Raw genomic sequence first — 20,924 nt, forward strand, 5'->3', positions numbered from 1 at the left:
ATCGCGCAACCACGCTGAGGCGACTATGAAAGCCGACGATGTAGAGTTTCTGGTTGGTATGGCGGTGCAACTAGACGAAACGATCAGAAAACTGGTGATAGATGAGCAGGAGATTTTTGAAAAATTGGGCGATGCCAGAGTTCAGGAATTAAAGGCATTCTGGAATCAGGAATTCACGGATGAAGAAGAGCAGGACTTTAAACGCAGCCTGGATTACTGGGACAAAATCCTGATTCGTACTTGGGCCAATGCGCAACGTGCTCGTCAAACCCGCGCCCAGGTAGGGCAAACCTTGATGAAATTAAATTCGCACCTCTAACCGATGGGAACACCCTAGAAATGAGTAAACACGTTATTTACAACCCGGAAGCTCGCCAACGTCTGCTGCAAGGCATCAATGCGGTAGCACGCGCGGCGAGCGTTACGCTGGGTAGCGCCGGCCCTGCCGTGATGATTCAACACCGAACCGACGGCATCATGCCCGTCTTTACCCGAGATGGCGTTACTGTTGCCAATGCCATCATCATGGAAGACCGGATTGCCGATTTGGGTGCCCGCATGTTGCGGGACGTCGCCGGCGCGGTGTCTCGCGAAGTGGGCGACGGTACCACCACGGCGATTGTGCTGGCGCAAAGCCTGGCGGAGGAAGCGCTGAAAAGCGTCGCGGCCGGTTTTCATCCCCTGCAATTGCAAAAAGGCATGGAGTTGGCGCTGATCTTGGTGGAGCAGCATTTGCAAAAAACCGCTGTCACCGACAGCGCGGCAGACTGGGTCGAAAAGATTACGCGGGTCGCCAGTAAAGGCGAAGCCGGTGTCGGCAAGCTCCTGAAACAGGCCCTGGCCGAGCTTGGCGAAACCGGCACCTTGACCTTTCAACTGGGTAATGGCCGCGAAGACCAACTGGAGATTGTGGAAGGTATCCATTACGAACAAGGCTTTTTGTCGCCCTATTTCATCACCGATAAAACCCGCGCCGAAGCGGTTTTGGAGCAGCCCTACATTCTGTTGTACGACCGGGAAATCAGCGACTTCATGGATCTGGTACCCCTGCTGGAAGACGTCGCGGCGGAAGGCCGCCCACTTTTGGTCATCGCCGAAGCGGTCGCCGAGAAAGCGTTAACGGGCTTGTTGCTGAATCATGTGCGCGGCATTTTCAAAATGGTAGCGGTCAAGCCGCCCGGCTTTGGTGACAAACGCATCAACAGGCTGAGCGATTTGGCCTTGTTGACCGGCGGCAGCGCTATTTTGCAGGAGCAGGCCATGCGGCTGGAAGACGTTACGCTGGCGCAATTGGGTCAGGCGCAGCGCGTGGTCATCTCGGAAGGCAATACGACGATCGTCGGCGCCACGGGTGCGCGCGAACCCGTGAACGCACGCATAGAGGCCTTAAGGCGCGAGTTGGCACTGGTTCGCGCCCGTAAACCCGGCGAAGGTTCCGCCACCGGCAATTTACACGAAGCCGAAGAGCTGGAAGAGCGCATCGCTATCCTGTCCGGCAAAACCGGCAGCTTCCAGGTCGGCGGTATCTCCGACGTGGAAATCAAGGAGCGGCTGGTGCGCATCGAAAATGCCTATTTGTCCGCCAAGGCTGCGCTGCAAGAAGGCGTGTTACCCGGCGGCGGCGTGGGTTTGTGGCGTTGCACCACGGTGCTGGACGAAGTGATTGCCGAAAATGCCGAGCAGCAGCAAGGCATCGCCATCGTCAAGCAGGCACTGGGCGCGCCGCTCCGGCAATTATTGAACAATGGCGGCCTGAACAACGAAGACGTGCTGATGCGCTTAGCTACCCAGGCTGACCCGGCATTTGCCGTGGATATGCAGTATTTGAACTACGGGCATTTTCTGGACATTGGGATTATCGATCCGGTCAAAGTGCTGCGTACCGCCTTGCGCAATGCAGTGAGCGTGGTGGCTACTTTGATCAGTAGCGAGACGGTCATCATGAACGTGCCGGACTTGTCCATCATGGCCGGCTATTCGCCGGAATGGGCTGCCGCCACCCGTGAAGATCCCCGTATGTAATTGTTATTCCTACCTCAACCTCCTCTCTCCGAAAGCTAGAGCTATCCATTATTCTGCAATGGAGTAAGGCAATGTGACGTTATGTCGCATTGCCTCTTTTTTTGATTTTGTTATTTTGGACAACATCGCCGTAAAAAGCAGCTAAACCTCTGTTTTTTATATTTTTGTTTTGTGCCGATACTAAATTGGCGCACCAAAATACAAGAGGAAAAATGGATATTGCCTTGCACTTGCCCCACAACGTTAAAATCATCAAAGAAGCCTGCGAGTTCAAAACCTCACTAGCGTTTGAAGTTGACCGCCCGATACAGGCCTGGCGCTGGATGGCACAGAGCCGTTGCGTGCCCGATCACACGGACTGGGTACGCCCGGAAGTCTCGGAATCCTGGCGCCGCTGTCTGGAAGAATACCAATTGCCATTGGGCAATTACGCGCGCTGGGATCATTGGCGTTTCACCACCGATCCAGAGCCGCGCATCAACCGTGCCGCTCACGATATTGCCGAAATGCTGCGGCATTTGGGGCATCAGTTCGACGTGTTTTTGAAAGAAGCCGGCGTCATGCTGGTATTGACCGATGCCGACGGACACCTGTTACAAGTCTTGGGCGAAAATCCGTTTGCCAGCCCTTTCATGCTGAGTTTGTACGAAAAGCACAGCCGCTGGAGCGAAGCGGTGTTGGGCAATAACGGCATCGGCACCGCCGCGCAACTGAAAAAACCGATTGCTTTTCAGGGCATGGAGCATTTTGTCAGCCTGTTACACCCATTCACCACGGTCGGTTACCCCTTGTTGGATGAGGACGATAACGTCCAAGCCGTGATCGGCTTGATCAGCGATAGACAGGAAAGCATGAACTCCTTGTTCGCATTCTTGCATTTGTTGTGCGTACTCCTAAATACCAATCTGCCCTTAACCCGGAGTCCGGTTGCGCAAGCGCGGGTATTGGAAAAAATCCCCTTCAAACCCGCCAAAAGGCCGCCCAGCCAATACGAATCGGCAATGTCGGAACAATTAACCGCCTTGGTAGAGAAGGCGGTGAAGCTGCAACACCATAAGATTCCCATGCTGATTACCGGCGAATCGGGCGTGGGCAAGGATCATTTCGTCAATCTCCTGAAACACGCCGGACCGCGGAAAAATCAGCCTTTGATCGCGATCAACTGCGCATCGATTCCGCATGACTTAATCGAAAGCGAACTGTTCGGTTACGAAGCGGGCAGTTTTACCGGCGCTCGGAGTGCCGGCAAGCCGGGGAAGTTTCTGTTAGCCGACAAAGGTATTCTGTTTCTGGACGAAATCGGCGATATGAGCCTGGATTTGCAATCGACTTTGCTGCGAGTGCTGGAAACCTCGGAATTTACGCCAGTCGGTGGTAGCAAACCGATCAAGGTGGATGTGCAAATAGTCGCCGCCACCAACGTACCCTTGTTGGAAGCCGTCGAAGCCGGCCGCTTCCGCCGCGATTTGTATTACCGTTTGAACGGCGCGCAAATTCATTTGCCGCCCTTGCGCGAGCGCGACGACAAGCTGGGCATCATTCACCACATCTTGCAGCGCGAACTGGCTAATCTGCCCAATCCGCAGGCAATCAGTATTTGCCCCAGCGTCATTGCCTTGATCGAGCAACACCCGTGGCCGGGCAATATTCGCCAGTTGATCAACGTCATCAGAGCAACGCTATACACCGCTGGCGACACACTGATTACCCGCGAGGATTTGCCGCTGGATTTTGTCGAAGAACTGGGTAAGGTGCTGCCGGGGAACGGCAATAACGCTTCGGACAACACGCTAACTTATCCAATATCGGCGGCTGCGGGCCGTACCATGACCCTGGAAGACTGGGAGTTACACGGCATTAAAGCCAGCCTGCGGGAATGCGCGGGCAATATTTCCTTGGCGGCGAAAAACTTAGGCATAACTCGCACCACGCTGTACCGGAAAATCGAGCGCTTCGGGCTGGATAAAATCGACTGGCGGGAACATTCTAAGGCCGGGTAAGAAGCACACTGATTCGAGAGGCGCGTAAGTGACAGTTTTCGGTCGTATTTTTGCCTTTCAGCTACCGCATTGATTCCCCGTTGCTTGACCCGTTTTAGCCGTTAGTTAATTGGCTAATATGTTTTTTGGTTAGTTTTCAGAGCTGTTACCCATGATTTTTTCTCTGTTTGTTGGGCTGGCTGAAGCGCTGATAATAATAGACCTGGCGTAGATTCAGTCACAAAAATACCCGTTAGTGGGTAACCTCACTCTTGAAATTAGTTTTTGCGACTAAGCTAAGTTGACAAAACGTAGAAGGGGTGTTGGTGAGTTCTACTTTTTAAACATTTTATTAGAAAAAGCAAAGTAATATTGCATTAGGAGCTTTTGTGCGGATTGTCCCAAAACAATTGTTTTTCTTGATCATTCAAATAGTCTCATCAACCGCGTTTGCATATCCGGCTGAATATGTTGATGAATCTAGCGCCCATAATGCCTGCATAGCAACTGGAAATAATATTGGTTGGAATATTTCTGAATGTAAGTTGTACGGCGGCTGGTCTTCTGGCCCGTCTTGTGCAACCGGGCGAGTCGCTGCTTGGCTATATTGGCACTATGCCTATCCCGCATATTCCATACCGCATACATTTTGCGCTTATGGTTTTAAACCAAACTGTACTATTGCAAATCAAACTCTTGATGCATCGGGTACACAATGCATTGTTACTTGCCCTACCGGCCAAACCCTAGACCCTGCCACCAACCAATGCTACACCGCTTATAGCGTCCCACCCAAAACCATAGGCAAACCCCAAATCTGCGTTGGCAACCCTTGTAACCCAGCAACCGGCAACAAATACCAAGCCGAAACCGATTTTGATAGCGATGTCATTGACCTGGGTTTCACCCGCCATTACAACAGCGGTGCTTTCAACGTAAATAGTCCACTAGGCTACGGCTGGAGCCACCAACTAGCGCCCAGCCTGGAAATTCTAACCGGCAAGATTTTTATCCATCAGGCGGATGGCCGCGCCGAATGGTTTGTTTTGAGCAACGGCCTTTGGCAAGGCGATGCCGATAGTCAGTTAAGACTGACGCAAGACGCTAGCGGCTACACCCTAACCAATCAACTGGGTGCGGTGGAACGCTACAATACCGCCGGTCGCATTGTGTCTCGCACCGAAGCCAATGGTCGCGCCACTACATACAGCTATGACGGCAGCCAACGCTTGGCTACGGTCACCGGTCCCTTCGGCCACAGCCTGCAACTGGCTTACGACAGCGCCAACCGAATCGGCAGCGTCACCTACCCAGACGGCCTGAGTAGCCAATATCAATACGATAGCGCCGGCAATCTCAGCAAAGTGATCTATCAGGATGGCAGCTTCAAACTTTACCATTACGAAAACACCTCCCTCCCGCATGCCCTGACCGGCATCACCGACGAGAACGGCGACCGTTATGCGACTTGGGCTTACGACAGCCAAGGCCGCGCCAATTTATCCAAACATGCCGGCGACGTTGAACAAGTAGCGCTGAGCTATAACAATGACAATAGCACCGATGTCGTCGATAGCTTCAATGCCAGCCGGCATTACACGTTTCAGACTATCTTAAACGTTCAGAAACTAACCGCTATTAGCCAGCCCGCCGGAGCCGGTAGTGTTGCGGCAACCCACACCCAAAGTTACGACGCCAACGGCAACCTTGCCAGCCGCACCGACTTCAACGGCAACCTCAGCTGTTATGCCTACGACCTGAGCCGCAACCTGGAAACCGTCCGGGTGGAAGGCCTGGCGCCCAGTTCGAGTTGCCCGGCCAACCTCAGTGCTTACACGCCGGCGCCGAACAGCATCGAACGCAAACTTAGTACCCTGTGGCACGCCAACTACCACCTGCCCACCCAAATCGACGAGGCCGGCCGGCGCACCGCCTTCAATTACGACGCGGGCGGCAACCTGCTGAGTAAAACCGTCACCGATACCGCGACCCAGCAAAGCCGCACATGGGCCTACACCTACAACATCCTCGGCCAAGTGCTAAGCGCAAATGGCCCGCGTACCGATGTTAACGACATCACCACCTATAGCTACTACGCCGACAATACTGCCAACCACAAACCCGGCGACCTGTGGAAAATCACCAATGCCCTGAACCACACCACCACCTTTACCGCCTATGATGCCAACGGCCGCCTGCTGAGCCTGACCGATCCTAACGGCTTGGTGATCGGCTTTGCTTACGACGCTCGCGGCCGCCTGACCCAAAAAACCGTCGACGGCAACACCACCGCCTACACCTACGACAAAGCTGGCAACCTGACTCAAACTACCTCGGCAGTCGGTGTCACCCATACGTTTACCTACGACGCCGCTCACCGTCTGACCGACATCACCGACGCCCTGGGTGGCAAGATTCATTACACGCTGGACGCTATGGGCAACCGCGTACAAGAAGACATCAAAGACGCTCAGGGCAACGTCGTCAAAACCCAGCGCCGCGTCTACGATGCCCTAAATCGCCTGGCCCAAGACATCGGCGCCTACAACCAGACCACACGCTACGAATACGACGCCAACGGCAACCTGACCCAGGTCACGGACGCTAACGGCCATGCCACCCAGCACCAATACGACAGCCTGGACCGGCTGATCCGCAGCACCGATGCTCTCGCCGGCTTGACCGACTATCGCTACGACAGTCAAGACCGCCTCACCCAAGTCACCGATGCCAACAACCACGACACCGTCTACAGCTACAACGGCCTCGGCGACCTGATGCAACTGGACAGTCCCAATACCGGGATTACTCAATACGGCTACGACAGTGCCGGTAACCGGATCGGTAAAACGGATGCGGCCAATGTGTCGGTAACATATACCTACGATGCGCTGAATCGGATTAAAAGTGGCGATGGCGGCGCGCAGTTTTATTACGACGAAAACGGCAACCTGGGCAAGCTGTCGCGCGCCTTGCGTTCGGGCTACAGCGGTAACCGGACTCTCAAGTACGACCGGGCAGGACGGTTGACTTCCATCACCGCCAAGGGTTTACCGCATACCTACGATAACTTTATTTACTATGCCTACGACGCCGATGGCAAGGTAGAAAAAATATCGCATTCGGGATACCGTGAAGTTCTTTATGGCTTTGATGCGGCCGGCCAAATCGAGTCGGTATCGCTGCACGACTGGGATGATGGTACCGTTAGCTGGGTCTACGACATAACAACACCGCTAGCAACTCACATCACCCATCTGCCGTTCGGCCCGGTCAAATCGCTCACCTACGGCAATGGCAAACAGATCAGCCGTCGCTACGACTTAGACTACCGGGAAACCGGGCGCACCGTGCCGGGCGTCATGGCCGCCACCTATGGCTATGACTTGAACGGTAACCTCGACAGTGTGGCCGACGAATTAAGCCCCTCGGGGCGTCATCGAAATTTCGGTTACGACCCGCTGGACCGGCTGTCCAGCGCCACCGGCGTGAACACCCATGCGTTTAGCTATGACGATGTAGGCAACCGTCTGAGCAGCGAGCGGAATGGCGCACAGACCTCGTATACCTACGACCTCGGCAGCCAGAAACTACTGGCGCTCACGGGCGCGCAGCAGGCCAGCTACCAGTACGACGCGAACGGCGACGCGAGCCAGAAAGGCAGCCGGCATTTTTACCAGGCCACCGACCATTTGGTGACGGCCATCAAGGATGAGGTGGGCGGAAGCCTAGTCTCGGTTCAGGCTAATAAGTACGACGCCTTCGGCTATCGCAGCATGAAACTGACGAACAGCGGTAACGTCGCGTTTGATTATGACGTGCTGAGCGGAACGCTGCTGGATGAAACCAAGTGGGGAAGGACGGCCTTCTCGCACAGCTACGTTTACCTGGAAGGCGAGCCACTGGCGCGGATCAACTATGACGTGGACTCGGATCCAAACCAGACACCCTGGCCTATCCATTATTACCACAACGACCGGTTGGGCACGCCCCAAAAGACCACGGACCGCACGGGCAACATCAGTTGGGCGGCAGATTTCGATCCGTTCGGCAAGGCCACGCCGACCACGGCCTTCATCACCCAGAACCTGCGTTTCCCCGGTCAATACTACGATGAAGAAACCGGTCTGCATTACAATATCGCCCGTTTCTACGATCCTAACCTCGGGCGCTACCTGCAATCCGATCCGATTGGGTTGGCGGGGGGCATTAATACCTACACCTATGTTTTAAATAACCCGCTGAATCTGGTTGACCCAACCGGTGAGAATCCAAGAATAGTATTAGCCGCACTTGAATGCATAACACACCCATCTGCATGTGTTAATGGGGCTAAGGCCGTTGTTGAGGCTGCAGTTAAAGCCTGTCCCAACCCCTTTGGCAAGAAAGGTGGTCTTGCACACCAATCAAAGGTTGCAGAAAAAGCTAATGATATAGAATCACGCGGCCTTAAAGCACAACAAGAATATAAAGTTGAAACTCCAGATGGGGATAAAAGCTATCGCTATGTCGATCTCGTTGCTAGGGATGCTGAAAACAATGTGACGGAAATGTATCAGGTAGGTAAAGAAACTGTAAGGGGGAACCCTGTGTCGCGTGAAATTACTGCTTTAGATGATATTGAAGCGGCAACGGGAACCAGACCATCATTTATTCCCTATAACAAATAAAGACCATGGGCAAACAAGTTAATTATTTTTTAATGCCAAATGACATAGTTTTGCTTGAAGATAAGCTGCAAAATATTGAGCCTTTGGTCGTAATCCGTAATCGATCTAATACATCAGTACCTGAAAAACTAGATAGCCTCAATTTCGTTGAAGATGGGCGACAATGGCTTAGTTTTTATATTCTTCGACTTGACGACTTTGAGTATGTTCACATGAAATATGTGGCTGCTCAAGGTTATTGGACAGTCGATGAATTGCGATCACCTGTAATTGAATTTGATGGATGTTTTTTTAATGGGGATGTTCTTCGCCGAGGACGAATTTATTTCAATGAAAAGTATTATGGTGAAAACGGCGAATTGATTGAAAAACCTGAACAATTTAGAAAATGGGCTAATAAAATTTTAGCTACAACTAAACGAAGTTTGATTAAATATGGGATGTCCTATATTGGGGAAGCCGCTAAAAATTGGTCAGATTCTTCAGGTGCGGCTTTGTCAAAGGCTGGAAACGAAATAGTCCGTAAGGCGCAATAACGTGCGCTGATCTATAGGATGCTGCCGACAGGCGCATCGTTCGCGACCGTTGCGCCTTGCATGGCTCGGCACAAACTGCAGATTCAAAACCGAAGTGCAATACCCGAAATGCGCATGGATTCGCCAAACTCTTTATTCACCGCCAATGTTTTAACCTTGCCGACAGGGCTATCAGCTGCCGAAGGCCCTTGATCAGCTGCTGCCGCGTCTTGTCCCAAACGCTGATGCCTTTCCTGCTCCAGCGCCTCAATGTCACGCTGTAACAACTCCATTTTTATCAGCCCGATAGATAGAGGTGCAAAATATAAGGCTGTCAACGTGCAGCCAGTTTAATTTTGGACGTCCAAGCAGTTTACAATTTCGCAGTAGGCTCAGTTTTCAGCCGCGCGGGTCGCTGCTGGGCGCGTTGTGCGTTACAATCGCGAGTCGCACAACCGGTTGCTTCAAGAGAATAATAATGACACCCGCCGAATTTACCGCATACGCCCAACAAGGCTACAACCGCATCCCGATCTGCCGCGAAGTGCTGGCCGATCTGGACACGCCGCTCAGTGCTTACTTAAAGCTGGCCGACGGCCCTTATTCCTATTTGTTTGAGTCCGTACACGGCGGCGAGCAGTGGGGACGGTATTCGATCATCGGCTTGCCTTGCAAAACCCGTATCAAAATCAGCGGCCACCGCATCACGGTCGAAAAAGACGGCCACGACAACCAGACTTTCGAGCACGCTCAACCGCTGGAATGGATAGAAGAATTTCGGCAAAACTATAAGGTACCGGACGTGCCGGGATTGCCGCGCTTCAACGGCGGCCTGGTCGGTTATTTCGGTTATGAAACGATAGGTTACATAGAGCCGCGTTTAAAGCCCAGCGGCAAGCCGGACCCTATCGGCGCGCCAGATATTTTGTTGATGGTGTCGCAAGATTTGCTGATATTCGACAACCTGTCCGGCAAAATGCTGTTGCTGACCCATGCCGATCCGGCACAAGCCCAAGCTTACGAAAACGCCAAGGCCAGACTCGACGAACTGGTGGTGAAGCTGCGTGAATTGCAAGCCAATCCGCAAGCGCATCCGGCCGTTAAGCACGTGCACGAACACGATTTTGTCTCCGGTTTTACCCAACAAGGCTACGAAGACGCGGTGTTAAAAGCCAAACAATACATCACCGACGGCGACTGCATGCAGGTGGTGTTGTCGCAACGTATGTCGATTCCGTTTGAAGCCGCGCCGCTGGATTTGTATCGGGCTTTGCGGTGCTTGAATCCGTCGCCGTATATGTTTTTCATGAACCTGGACGATCTATATGTAGTGGGCTCGTCGCCGGAAATTCTGGTGCGCCTGGAAGACAACGAAGTTACTGTCAGGCCGATTGCCGGCACCCGCCGTCGCGGTGAAACCCACGAGCAGGATCTGGAACTGGAAAAGGAACTGCTGGCCGATCCGAAAGAAATTGCCGAGCATTTGATGCTAATCGACCTGGGCCGCAACGATACCGGCCGGGTAGCGAAAATTGGTAGCGTCAAACTCACCGACAAGATGATCGTCGAGCGCTACTCGCACGTCATGCACATCGTTTCCAACGTCACCGGCGAATTGCAGGACGGCAAGAATGCCTTCGACGTATTGGCAGCTACCTTCCCGGCCGGCACCGTCAGCGGCGCGCCGAAGATCCGGGCCATGGAAATCATTGACGAGCTGGAGCCGGTCAAGCGCGGTATTTATTCCGGCGCGGTGGGCTACATCTCCTGGTCCGGCAATCTGGATACGGCCATCGCCATTCGCACGGCGGTGATTAAAGATCAAACCTTACACATTCAAGCCGGCGCCGGCATCGTTTACGATTCCGTGCCGCGCAACGAATGGGATGAAACAATGAACAAAGGCCGCGCGGTGTTTCGCGCCGTCAGCATGGCCGAAGCCGGCCTCCTGAGCAGCGCGGCTCAATCTAAAGGAGCACAAACATGAGCGGCGTCAGATTGGTGATGGTCGACAATTACGATTCGTTCACCTACAACCTGGTGCAATATTTCGGCGAACTGGGTGCCGACGTGGTGGTGGTACGCAACGACGAAGTGACGGTGGAAGACATTGAGGGCCTGCGCCCGGACAAAATCGTCATTTCCCCCGGCCCCTGCACACCCAAAGAAGCCGGCATTTCCGTGGAAACCATCCACCGCTACGCCGGCAAATATCCGATTCTGGGCGTCTGTTTGGGCCACCAAAGTATCGGCTACGCCTTCGGCGGCAACATCATCCACGCCAAGCAAATCATGCACGGCAAAGTATCGCCGGTGTATCACAAAGACTTGGGCGTGTTCAAAGGCTTGAGCAACCCGTTCACCGCCACCCGCTACCATTCGCTGGTGATCGAGCAATCGACTATGCCCGATTGCCTGGAAGTGACCGCCTGGACCCAGGACGAGGCCGGCAACATCGACGAAATCATGGGCGTACGCCATAAAACGCTAGATATTGAAGGCGTGCAATTCCACCCGGAGTCGATCCTGACCGAGCATGGGCATGACATGTTGCGGAATTTTTTGGCGCGATGAGTAGGACAGCTAATTCGTAACCTAGGTCCTCAACATTAAATCAAGGTAATTTACGGCCGCCACTATCTCGATTTATTACAACAGTACGATGTTTCATGCTAAACAAAGTTACAAATTTTTGGTACTAAAACTAAATGCTCTACGATAACCCAGCAGCACGACTTAAAGCCATCTTAGAGTTCGGAATGATGGTGCCGCGAAATAAGCAGTGTAGATTGGCTTGGGAAGAGATACTTGGAGCTCAGCCCGGAGATACTGCAGACCTCTTTGCTAAACTAGGTAAGGCCATGGAATTGCCTAAAAGGACCATCCTTTTAGTTCAAACTCATTTTCCCCACCAATTAAGCAACGCTGGTTTGTGGCATGACCCTATTGAATCAGCTTTCATTAATCAGCAACTCGGAGGGCAATGGACAACCTTTATTGAACATATAAATCCATACTGTATACCTCAAGTTGGACTAATTTCCGACCTTATTCATTCCAAGGTATCGGCGAAGTTTGCTAGGGACGAAGATATTTCTAACATTCTTGATGGCCTGAAAGCATTAATTGATTTAATAGACCAAAGCACTATCTCTGAGCAACTTAAAAATTACTTAGCTCAGGAGTTGGGTGTGCTGGTACAAAGCGTTCGTGACTACAAAATCTCTGGCGCAACACCTATTCTCAGGCAAGCCGAGTCTATGGTTGGGCATACACTATTGGATCCGGAATACTCAAGCTTCCTGACCAATCATGAGCTTGGTCAAAGGCTTCTTGATAATCTAAATGCTATGGCAGCGATACTTACGGTAGCCATGTCACTACCTCAGCTGGCTCAGGGCTTTATCGCCCTTCTGCCAAAATAGACTCTGAATTATTTAAATTCTGAAACCATACAGTAAAAAATTACTTCAATTTTCGCATGCAACCGAAGTCATAAAACGCAAAGGTTCCTTGACTCAAATTTATTCATCAGTGCTGCGTAGTTTTGGAGAGCGATAGAACTCAGCAAGGAGACTAAAAGTGGGGCTAACTTACGCAACGTTGCAACTAACCAACCTCTTCAACCGCAAACAAGTCGAGATCAACGCCCTGGTCGATACTGGCGCAACTTTCATGTGCGTAACCGAAGAAATCGCCTTGCAGCTAGGCTTCGATATTACTGAAGTCAGCCAACAGGTAGTGACCCTGGCCGATGGTCACCAGCGCAAAGTACCCAAAATAGCTCCGATTGAAATCGCATTCGCCAATCGGACTTATGTTACTGAAGCGGTGGTTTTGGGCAATGAGCCGTTGCTCGGCGTGATTCCGCTGGAAGCAATGGATTTAATCGTTGATCCGCGTCAACAGGTATTGGTGGTCAATCCGCAACATCCGAACTATCCGGTAGCACTGGCTAAATAGCTACCGCAGCATCTATTCCCACTTTTTAGGTCCGTGACCCATTCAAAACATAGTGTCGCCATCATCGGCGCCGGCCCCGCCGGATTGATGGCCGCCGAAGTGCTAAGCCAGACCGGCTTGAGCGTCGCTGTGTATGACGCGATGCCCTCCGCCGGGCGTAAGTTTTTGATGGCCGGTAAGGGTGGATTAAACATTACCCATTCTGAACCGTTCGAGCCGTTTTTGACTCGCTACGGCACACAGGGTGCCGCACTGGAACCGATGCTGAACGCCTTTTCTCCAGAGGCCCTGAGAGCCTGGGTGCAAAGCTTGGGCATTGAAACCTTTGTCGGCACATCCGGCCGCGTGTTTCCAACGGAGATGAAGGCCGCGCCCTTGCTGCGCGCCTGGTTGCATCGCTTGCGTTCGAATGGTGTGCACTTTCATATGCGCCACCGCTGGCTGGGCTGGGATGATGATGGAGCGCTGCGCCTGAGCAATCCGGATGGCGAAATTTCGGTCAAGCCGCAAGCAACCGTGTTGGCCTTGGGCGGTGCCAGCTGGCCGCAACTAGGGTCGGATGGCGCGTGGGTGACTTGGTTACAGGCGCGCGGAGTGGAAATTGCACCCTTGCAAAGCGCAAATTGCGGCTTTGAAGTAGCGTGGAGCGAGCATCTGCGCGAGAAGTTTGCCGGCGCGCCGCTCAAATCGGTAGCGCTGACATTTACCGACACGCAGGGCTACGCCGAACGCAGGCTGGGCGAAATGGTGATTAGCACGCACGGCGTGGAAGGCAGCCTGATTTACGCATTTTCGCGGCGGCTGCGCGAATATCTGCATGCTCACGGCAGCGCCACCTTCACCGTTGACCTGCTGCCAGGACGCGATGCGGAACGGGTGCTGGCCGAAATCAGCCGCCCCAGGGGTTCCCGGTCCTTATCCAGCCATTTACAGAGTCGGCTGGGTATTTCCGGCGTCAAGGCGGCCTTGCTGCGTGAGGTACTCAGTCAGGCGCAATTTGCCGATGCCGCCATTCTAGCGAAGACGATCAAAGCCTTGCCCATCACTGTCAATGCCACCCGGCCCATCGCCGAAGCGATCAGCAGCGCCGGCGGCGTGAGTTTTAACAGTCTTGATCAAAATCTGATGCTTACCGCGCTACCCGGCGTTTTTGTCTCCGGCGAAATGCTGGATTGGGAAGCGCCGACCGGGGGATATTTGCTTTCGGCTTGCTTCGCTACCGGCCGCAGTGCCGGACTGGGCGTGTGTGACTGGCTAAACCGGCATCAAAAGTTTTAAAGAACTCCCCACTCCATAGTCTGACGCAAAAAAGGGGTAGCCGGCGCCACCCCTTCAATATCTTGTTTAACGTGCGACTTCTGCGAATGGCCGCATTCTGCGCATTGTATTAGCCGACCGCAACGAGGCGGCTCCGGCCAATACACTGCCAAATAGCCAGAAAGCCCCCGGTAGAGGCACGCTGCCGCCGCCTCCGGTTCCGTAGTCGTACCCGTAAACCGATGCACTGGTATTCGCGGAAAAACTTCCGCTCCAACCGTCTTTAAAGACCAAAGCAACAGACAATATATCGTTTTCCGTCACGGCCCCGGAGCCGGTCGATAGATAGCGATTGACATTTTGGTTGACTGACCCGGAGTTTCCGCCATTGTAGTAACTCAAATTGAAGCTTGCGTTGGAGCTTGCCGACGCATTACTTGAGGCACCCAGGTCCCCCATCAAACTGTAATTCGCTTCGAAAATTAACAGTCCGCTGCCTTGTACGGTAAAACTACCGGATCGCTGGCTACTGCTGCTGGCCGATAAACTTTGATACGGAAAAGAACCGTTTAGAGCGGCATTGGCGTTGATTTGATTAATCGATGTAGCGCTGGAAGCAGATCTGCTATAGGTCGATGTGGACAGTGACTCGGTAGTCGAAGTCCCTGAGCTCCAATTTGCCGCGCTATCATAGGCGTTATTGTAGTAGCCATTATTCACTTGGCTATTGTCGTACTGATTACTCCAGGTCAATGTTGGCAGGCCATTGCCAATATCAATGGCGGTAATTTTAAAGGTACTCCAGTCGATGACCGCACTCGCAGAAACCGTCGCCGCCTCAGCAGATTGGGCAAGGCAAAGCGATAGCACCAGAATGCTGAACAGATTAGTCTTAAAGTAAGGTCGCCGAATCGGCTTGGCAAGGTATTTCATGGTAATGTCTCCATTGATTAACGAGCACAAATTTTCATTGCACGGCCAAACGGCCAAAAACCGTTGCCATGCTGATCAAGACTAGCTCTTTGCGACAAGCCGCTTATTTAAAATGCTAGTCTTGACCGTCATTTAACAGCTAAGTTAACCACCGTCAATTACCATAAAAACATAAAGGCTTAATCAATGTGCTACGTCAATAAAACTTGAAATTTATAAGCTGGCTTGCAATAAAATCGCCTTTTTATCTACCCATTCTCGAGATCGTGTAAGCAAGCAACCTCGCTCGCGAGGGATTGACGGCCCGCAAGGTTTTCGATATGAGCCGTCGTTTGTTATCATCCCTACCTTGACCAAAACACCGGCTATTCACTCCATGCAAATCCAAGCCACGCTGCAAAAACTTCTGGATAAACAAGACCTCGGCACCGAGGAAATGCGCGATGTGATGCGTACCATGATGCAAGGCGAGCTGACCGACGCGCAAATCGCCGGCTTTTTGATTGCCTTGCGCTGCAAGGGCGAAACCATCGAAGAAATTGCCGCGGCGGTCAGTGTGTTACGTGAGCTGGTGCGGCCGGTTCCGGTGCATGGAGAGCATGTCATCGACACCTGCGGCACGGGCGGCGACGGTGCCAACACTTTCAATATTTCGACGACGGCGGCCTTTGTAGTCGCGGCGGCCGGCGGCAAGGTGGCCAAACATGGCAATCGCTCGGTATCCAGCAACTGCGGCAGCGCCGATGTACTGGAAGCAGCAGGCATTAATCTGGATATGCCCGCCGAACAAGTGGCGCAATGCGTCAACGACATCGGCGTCGGCTTTTTGTTTGCCGCCAAGCACCACAGCGCGGTGCGGCATACGGTCGGTCCGCGCAAGGAAATGGGCGTGCGCACATTGTTCAATCTGATCGGCCCTCTTTCCAATCCGGCCAATGCGCCGCATCAATTGATCGGCGTGTTCGATAAACAATGGTTGGTGCCGGTCGCGGAAGTCTTGAAAAAACTGGGCAGCAAGCATGTGCTGGTGGTGCATGCGCGCGACGGCCTGGATGAAATCAGCATCGCCGCACCGACCGATGTCGCCGAACTCATCGACGGCATTGTGCACAGCTATACCGTCACCCCGGAACAATTCGGCATGCCGCGCGCCAGCCTGGCAACCTTGTCGATTACTTGCGCAGCCGATAGCCTGGCAATTATCCGCGCGGTATTAAATAACCAAGCCGGCCCGGCCCGCGACATCGTTGCGTTGAACGCCGGCGCAGCGATTTACGCCGCCGACCTGGCCGATTCCCTGGACGCCGGGATTCGCCGGGCGCATCAGGTGTTGGCGGATGGCAGCGCGTTGGGTAAGTTTGAGGCTTTGATTGCTTACTCTTGAGCGGCAGCATTTGCCCTATAAATGATGACAATAGGCACACGCCGGCGTAAACTCTATCCATGAAACCGTTTCGCTGGAATCATGAGAAAAATGAACTATTGAAGAAAGAACGCAGCATCTCTTTCGAAGAAATAGTATTGGCTATCGAAGCTGACGGATTGCTGGATGAATTACGCCACCCCAACCAGGAAAAATATCCCAATCAATTTGTGCTCGTGGTAGCGCTGGATGGTTATGTTTACTTGGTCCCTTACGTAGAGGAAGCGAATTATTTCTTCTTGAAGACTGTCATTCCAAGCAGAAAAGCAACCCGAGATTATCTGACCAGGAAAATACCCAATGATAAAACTTGATGACTTTGAGCAAGATCTTCTGACAGCCTATGAACAGGGCGAACTTGAATCGACAACGCCATCGAAAGCCGATTTGGCTAAATTCAAGGCCGCAGCCTTAGCTACCACCATCAAAGATAAACGAGTCAATATCCGATTGTCTTCTCCCGATCTGATGGATATTCAGGCTCGCGCATTGGAAGAAGGAATTCCGTACCAAACACTGATTGCCAGTGTTTTGCACAAATATGTTTCAGGTCGCTTAGTAGAGAAACCTTCCAGCTTAAATTCTCGTTCAAACCAATAGATTGCCAAATAGTGTTTTTTGGCCTGGCGGGTTGATTAGCCGGTCTATTGTCTAGGTCTGGTTTTTCGAACGGTTTGAGAGGTTTACTCAGGTTTATTTATCGATCAAAGCGAGACACTTGATGTCGGAAGTAGTTGAAGTTTTGTGTCGCTATCGCAACGGGTTATTTAGAAGTCGGGTCTCGGCCCGACAGCCGAGATACTTTCGCTACGAAAACCATCCTTGGTTTTAGCCCTACGGGCCAGCCTATCGGCTGTTCAAATTCGTTCCAGACGAATTTGTGTTTGGCCAAAAGAAAGTATCCAAAGAAAAAGCCACCCCGATGCCGCTTTGATCCTGCGCACCGGAGAGTTTGGGTAAGTGTTCTGATGTAGGATGCTGCCGACGTTAGGAGGCGCATCGTTCGCGACTGATGCGCTTCACTTTATTTAGCATCTATCAGGCAGTCAGCGCACGTTAACGGGTTAAAATTGTGCAGGAATTGGCGGAGATTTATTTGAGCTTGAATAATTCGAAAAAAATAGAAATATGGCGCAATACCCGTTGGTTGTTGCGCCTTACTGTCTTGTCTATTTTGTCTTTAGTAGTTTCGCCCACGTTTGCCGAAGAACATAGAGTGGCAAGCTGTCATTCTATTGATGTTATAGCAATAATTAAAGAAGCTAGGGATACATATAATTATAGAGATAGGAATAAATTTGGTCTTTATACGGATGTTAGCCAGAAAATTAGTAACTATATTCCACTTGATTGCGATGTAAAGGCCTTAGTGACCGAATTAATTAATGGTGGCTTTGAGCTAAATAGCAACCATCCAGAAATACTTACTGAAATTCATTTGAAAATACCGCTAAGCAAATACGAAAAACAGATTATGTTTTATATAATTTTTGAATATAAAGGTAGTCGAGTGGAGGCATTGAAAGCGATTATACATGCCCCTGTTAGCTATTATTAAAAGGCCGCAAATGCAATAACCAACGGATATTTCGCCTTATCTATACCATAAATTAATACTAAACAAATGGATTGCTGGTGAATTTGGCATCCTGACGGGACCTATTTTTACTGTCAACTTATTAACCTGGATGAAGCGCAGCGAAATCCGAGATAATTCAAGTCGTCAAAACCTCGATTTCGTTTCACTCCATCGAGGCTACATGATTTGCAGAACAAGCGAATTTTAATCAGAGACGGTTTTCTCCCCTATGCCGCGCCGAGCACCGGAGGGTTTGGACGGATCAGCCCGAAGGGGAGCGGCAGGGATGCCGCTCGTTTTTGGAGGGCTATGGATAGCCCTTCCAAAAACCCCGTTCAAACCCTTCGGCGCGCAGGATCAAAGCGGCATTGGGGTGGCTTTTTCTTTGGATACTTTCTTTTGGCCACACAAAAGAAAGTATCTCGGCTGTCGGGCCGAGACCCGACATTAAAATAACCGTCGCGATAGCGACACAAACTAAACAAGAAACATGACCGACACACCCGACATCCTAAAAACCATCCTAGCCAAAAAAGCCGAAGAAGTAGCGCGCCGCAAAAGCAATACGCCGCTGTCGCTGCTGGAAGAATTAGCCGGCACGGTACAAGGCCCGCGCGGCTTTTATTCAGCATTGCGCAGCAAAGCTGATCAGAAAAAGCCGGCTATCATCGCTGAAATCAAGAAGGCCTCGCCCAGCCAGGGCGTGATCCGCGAGAATTTCAAGCCGGTGGAAATTGCCGTGGATTATGCGTTCAGCGGCGCGACTTGTTTGTCGGTGCTGACCGACAAGGAGTTTTTCCAGGGTTCGGAAGCCAATCTGCAAATGGTGCGGCAAAACTGCCCGCTGCCGGCGATTCGCAAGGACTTCATGATCGATCCGTATCAAATTCACGAATCGCGAGCTTTGGGCGCCGATTGTATCTTGTTGATCGTCGCAGCACTGGACGACGCGATGCTGAAGGAATTGGCCGACACCGCCACCGGCTTGGGCATGGACGTATTGACCGAAGTGCACGACGCGGAGGAATTGGAACGGGCCCTAAAGCTCAACACCAATATGATAGGCATCAACAACCGCAATCTGCGCACCTTCGAAGTGTCCTTGCAAACCACGCTGGATTTGAAAAACACCATCCCGGCCGACAAACTGATTGTCACCGAAAGCGGCATCCATACCCCTGCCGATGTGAAATTGATGCAGGACAACGGTATTTATACTTTCCTGGTTGGCGAAGCGTTTATGCGTGCCGAATCGCCGGGGCAAAAAATGCGCGAGTTGTTTTTTTAGGTTAACTCTTGGCTTAGATTGATGCCGGCTGCCGATGCTGGAAGCGGCATTCAACCGGGTTTAGGGATAGTAAATCAAAGTATCTACCGGACGACACAGAGCGTCCATGGCGGCATTCCCACGCGATACCTCACGCCAGCGTCAGCCCCTTCTTCCACCGGGAGAAGGTTGGGATGAGGGGATCAGAATAAAGTTTTTTCTAATTTATCCCCTCACCCTAACCCTCTCCCAGTAGGAGAGGGAACTATTGCTGGTGTCAACATTACCCACCCAATTTAATCGCCCCAAAATACCGCGCCAAATCAATCCGTATCGGCATGAAATAGACATTCAAGCCATTCACCGCCGCCGAGGCAATCACGCCATTGGCAAATTCCACATTCCAGTCGTAATCCGGCCGAAAACGCTTCGGAAACTTCACCTTATTTTTCACTTCCCAATAATTCATCGAGGCCTTGCTGGTGATAGGGCTGATGCCGATATAGGTTTCCAGGTCTTGCATGTGCTCGGCGTAGATGTCGATCATGCGGCTGTCGTAGAACGGCTGCGAGAAGAACCCGCCGGCGCCGGCATCGACCTTGCGCTGGATGTAATCGCATTCATCCTGGACGCCGCTGCGATGCGGGTCGAAGCCGGCGTATATGTTCAGATTTGGGAAACGCTGGCGCACAGCTCGAATCAAATCCACCACATCGGTATTGTAAAACGACCGCTTCAAACCTTCCGGCGGATCGCCGGACACCAACAATACGCTGTCCAGCGCATATTCTTCGATGATACGGTAAAGTTCGCCGCTGTCGATTTTGAAGTCTATCGCCCGAAAATGCGGAATAAAGCGGTATTTGCTCCGATCAACGCGGGTTGCCAATTCCCAGCTGCGGGTATCGAAGCGTTGGATGTCCGGGACATTAATGATGTTGATGCCTTTGTCCAAAGTTTGCACAAAGGCGTATTGCTGGTCGAAAGCCTCTAGGCTGCGCGGGACGATTTCAAACGAAATATTCATCGTGTGGCTGGGTAGTTAAAAGATTTGACGGGAAACGTGCGCGATGCGCAAAGTATGGATTGTAACGCAGTAAAAACAAAGCCCGGCGGACATGGCCGATTTCTTTGAGTGGGTTAACGCAGCCTAAGCGCCAAGAGGCGGAATAATTTCTACCCAGCGGGCTTGCTGAACAATTAGTCGGTCCCAAGCTATCACGGCGAGTGGATTGCCTCTATTATTTTTCGCTTGCGGTGGGGATTTGGTCTGTTTGAACGTCTTACTCAATAACCGCGCCTCTATTCATCGGATT

Annotated in this window: 18 protein-coding genes; 15 read left to right on the forward strand and 3 right to left on the reverse strand. The window is 52.0% G+C overall.

The annotated features are described in order from the left end of the window. Positions 1–25: 25 nt before the first annotated feature. From JWZ98_RS21590 to JWZ98_RS21610, 5 genes are all read left to right on the forward strand, one after another. Positions 26–319 carry a hypothetical protein gene (locus JWZ98_RS21590; RefSeq protein ID WP_205451850.1) on the forward strand — a complete coding sequence of 98 codons (294 nt, stop codon included), beginning with the start codon at positions 26–28 and terminating at the stop codon, positions 317–319. A gap of 20 nt (positions 320–339) precedes the next feature. Continuing rightward, on the forward strand, positions 340–2,022 hold the full coding sequence (groEL, locus tag JWZ98_RS21595) for a chaperonin GroEL (RefSeq protein WP_205451852.1): 1,683 nt from the start codon (positions 340–342) through the stop codon (positions 2,020–2,022). Between the two features lie 212 nt (positions 2,023–2,234). After that, positions 2,235–4,022: a sigma 54-interacting transcriptional regulator gene (locus tag JWZ98_RS21600; protein ID WP_205451853.1), complete on the forward strand. Its 1,788-nt coding sequence runs from the start codon at positions 2,235–2,237 to the stop codon at positions 4,020–4,022. A 524-nt stretch (positions 4,023–4,546) separates the two neighbouring features. Beyond that, positions 4,547–8,671, forward strand: a complete 4,125-nt coding sequence (locus tag JWZ98_RS21605) for an RHS repeat-associated core domain-containing protein (protein ID WP_205451854.1) — start codon at positions 4,547–4,549, stop codon at positions 8,669–8,671. Between the two features lie 5 nt (positions 8,672–8,676). Beyond that, positions 8,677–9,207 (forward strand): hypothetical protein, encoded by a 531-nt coding sequence (locus tag JWZ98_RS21610; protein WP_033157504.1) that lies wholly within the window; start codon positions 8,677–8,679, stop codon positions 9,205–9,207. Positions 9,208–9,290: 83 nt separating this feature from the next. Here the strand turns inward: JWZ98_RS21610 and JWZ98_RS21615 are convergent, their stop codons facing one another. Continuing rightward, positions 9,291–9,524: a hypothetical protein gene (locus JWZ98_RS21615; protein ID WP_133120707.1), complete on the reverse strand. Its 234-nt coding sequence runs from the start codon at positions 9,522–9,524 to the stop codon at positions 9,291–9,293. A 140-nt stretch (positions 9,525–9,664) separates the two neighbouring features. Here JWZ98_RS21615 and trpE point away from each other — a divergent pair, with 140 nt between their 5' ends. The 5 genes from trpE to JWZ98_RS21640 all read left to right on the forward strand — a co-directional run bounded on the left by trpE (position 9,665) and on the right by JWZ98_RS21640 (position 14,427). After that, complete coding sequence (trpE, locus tag JWZ98_RS21620) at positions 9,665–11,173, forward strand: anthranilate synthase component I (protein WP_205451857.1); 1,509 nt, start codon at positions 9,665–9,667, stop codon at positions 11,171–11,173. After that, the gene (locus JWZ98_RS21625) at positions 11,170–11,760 is read left to right on the forward strand and encodes an aminodeoxychorismate/anthranilate synthase component II (protein ID WP_101053805.1); all 591 of its coding nucleotides are present in this window, start codon (positions 11,170–11,172) and stop codon (positions 11,758–11,760) included. Before trpE ends, JWZ98_RS21625 begins: the two co-directional genes overlap by 4 nt. Positions 11,761–11,894: 134 nt before the next feature. Further along, positions 11,895–12,611 carry a hypothetical protein gene (locus JWZ98_RS21630; RefSeq protein WP_205451860.1) on the forward strand — a complete coding sequence of 239 codons (717 nt, stop codon included), beginning with the start codon at positions 11,895–11,897 and terminating at the stop codon, positions 12,609–12,611. Positions 12,612–12,768: 157 nt separating this feature from the next. After that, positions 12,769–13,149, forward strand: coding sequence for a clan AA aspartic protease (locus JWZ98_RS21635; RefSeq protein ID WP_205451863.1), 381 nt, complete (start codon positions 12,769–12,771; stop codon positions 13,147–13,149). A 33-nt stretch (positions 13,150–13,182) separates the two neighbouring features. Beyond that, positions 13,183–14,427, forward strand: a complete 1,245-nt coding sequence (locus JWZ98_RS21640) for a TIGR03862 family flavoprotein (RefSeq protein ID WP_275899147.1) — start codon at positions 13,183–13,185, stop codon at positions 14,425–14,427. Positions 14,428–14,493: 66 nt separating this feature from the next. On the opposite strand, the gene JWZ98_RS21645 is transcribed toward JWZ98_RS21640, so the two are convergent. Beyond that, positions 14,494–15,339: a hypothetical protein gene (locus JWZ98_RS21645; protein WP_205451866.1), complete on the reverse strand. Its 846-nt coding sequence runs from the start codon at positions 15,337–15,339 to the stop codon at positions 14,494–14,496. Positions 15,340–15,715: 376 nt separating this feature from the next. Between JWZ98_RS21645 and trpD the strand changes: the two genes are divergently transcribed. The 5 genes from trpD to trpC all read left to right on the forward strand — a co-directional run bounded on the left by trpD (position 15,716) and on the right by trpC (position 19,629). After that, positions 15,716–16,723, forward strand: coding sequence for an anthranilate phosphoribosyltransferase (gene trpD / locus JWZ98_RS21650; RefSeq protein ID WP_205451869.1), 1,008 nt, complete (start codon positions 15,716–15,718; stop codon positions 16,721–16,723). Between the two features lie 59 nt (positions 16,724–16,782). Next, entirely contained in the window at positions 16,783–17,076 is a 294-nt protein-coding gene (locus JWZ98_RS21655) for a BrnT family toxin (RefSeq protein WP_205451872.1), read from the forward strand. After that, a complete protein-coding gene (locus JWZ98_RS21660; RefSeq protein ID WP_205451875.1) occupies positions 17,063–17,362 on the forward strand; it encodes an antitoxin in 300 nt (99 codons plus the stop codon). The genes JWZ98_RS21655 and JWZ98_RS21660 overlap by 14 nt, the downstream gene beginning before the upstream one ends. A 472-nt stretch (positions 17,363–17,834) precedes the next feature. Then, positions 17,835–18,320 (forward strand): hypothetical protein, encoded by a 486-nt coding sequence (locus JWZ98_RS21665; protein ID WP_205451879.1) that lies wholly within the window; start codon positions 17,835–17,837, stop codon positions 18,318–18,320. A 511-nt stretch (positions 18,321–18,831) separates the two neighbouring features. Next, entirely contained in the window at positions 18,832–19,629 is a 798-nt protein-coding gene (trpC, locus tag JWZ98_RS21670) for an indole-3-glycerol phosphate synthase TrpC (RefSeq protein ID WP_205451892.1), read from the forward strand. Positions 19,630–19,891: 262 nt separating this feature from the next. Here trpC and JWZ98_RS21675 read toward each other — a convergent pair whose 3' ends face one another. Beyond that, on the reverse strand, positions 19,892–20,635 hold the full coding sequence (locus tag JWZ98_RS21675; RefSeq protein ID WP_205451895.1) for a methylenetetrahydrofolate reductase: 744 nt from the start codon (positions 20,633–20,635) through the stop codon (positions 19,892–19,894). Positions 20,636–20,924: the final 289 nt, after the last annotated feature.

The organism is Methylomonas sp. EFPC1 (assembly GCF_016925515.1).
In the GTDB taxonomy this organism is placed as follows: domain Bacteria; phylum Pseudomonadota; class Gammaproteobacteria; order Methylococcales; family Methylomonadaceae; genus Methylomonas; species Methylomonas defluvii.

Excerpts from the sequence above, each read along its gene's own strand:
- JWZ98_RS21590 (WP_205451850.1), top strand. The coding sequence starts at position 26 with ATGAAAGCCGACGATGTAGAGTTTCTGGTTGGTATGGCGGTGCAACTA.
- groEL (WP_205451852.1), top strand. The coding sequence starts at position 340 with ATGAGTAAACACGTTATTTACAACCCGGAAGCTCGCCAACGTCTGCTG.
- JWZ98_RS21600 (WP_205451853.1), top strand. The coding sequence starts at position 2,235 with ATGGATATTGCCTTGCACTTGCCCCACAACGTTAAAATCATCAAAGAA.
- JWZ98_RS21610 (WP_033157504.1), top strand. The coding sequence starts at position 8,677 with ATGGGCAAACAAGTTAATTATTTTTTAATGCCAAATGACATAGTTTTG.
- trpE (WP_205451857.1), top strand. The coding sequence starts at position 9,665 with ATGACACCCGCCGAATTTACCGCATACGCCCAACAAGGCTACAACCGC.
- JWZ98_RS21625 (WP_101053805.1), top strand. The coding sequence starts at position 11,170 with ATGAGCGGCGTCAGATTGGTGATGGTCGACAATTACGATTCGTTCACC.
- JWZ98_RS21630 (WP_205451860.1), top strand. The coding sequence starts at position 11,895 with ATGCTCTACGATAACCCAGCAGCACGACTTAAAGCCATCTTAGAGTTC.
- JWZ98_RS21645 (WP_205451866.1), bottom strand. The coding sequence starts at position 15,339 with ATGAAATACCTTGCCAAGCCGATTCGGCGACCTTACTTTAAGACTAAT.
- trpD (WP_205451869.1), top strand. The coding sequence starts at position 15,716 with ATGCAAATCCAAGCCACGCTGCAAAAACTTCTGGATAAACAAGACCTC.
- JWZ98_RS21655 (WP_205451872.1), top strand. The coding sequence starts at position 16,783 with ATGAAACCGTTTCGCTGGAATCATGAGAAAAATGAACTATTGAAGAAA.
- JWZ98_RS21660 (WP_205451875.1), top strand. The coding sequence starts at position 17,063 with ATGATAAAACTTGATGACTTTGAGCAAGATCTTCTGACAGCCTATGAA.
- trpC (WP_205451892.1), top strand. The coding sequence starts at position 18,832 with ATGACCGACACACCCGACATCCTAAAAACCATCCTAGCCAAAAAAGCC.
- JWZ98_RS21675 (WP_205451895.1), bottom strand. The coding sequence starts at position 20,635 with ATGAATATTTCGTTTGAAATCGTCCCGCGCAGCCTAGAGGCTTTCGAC.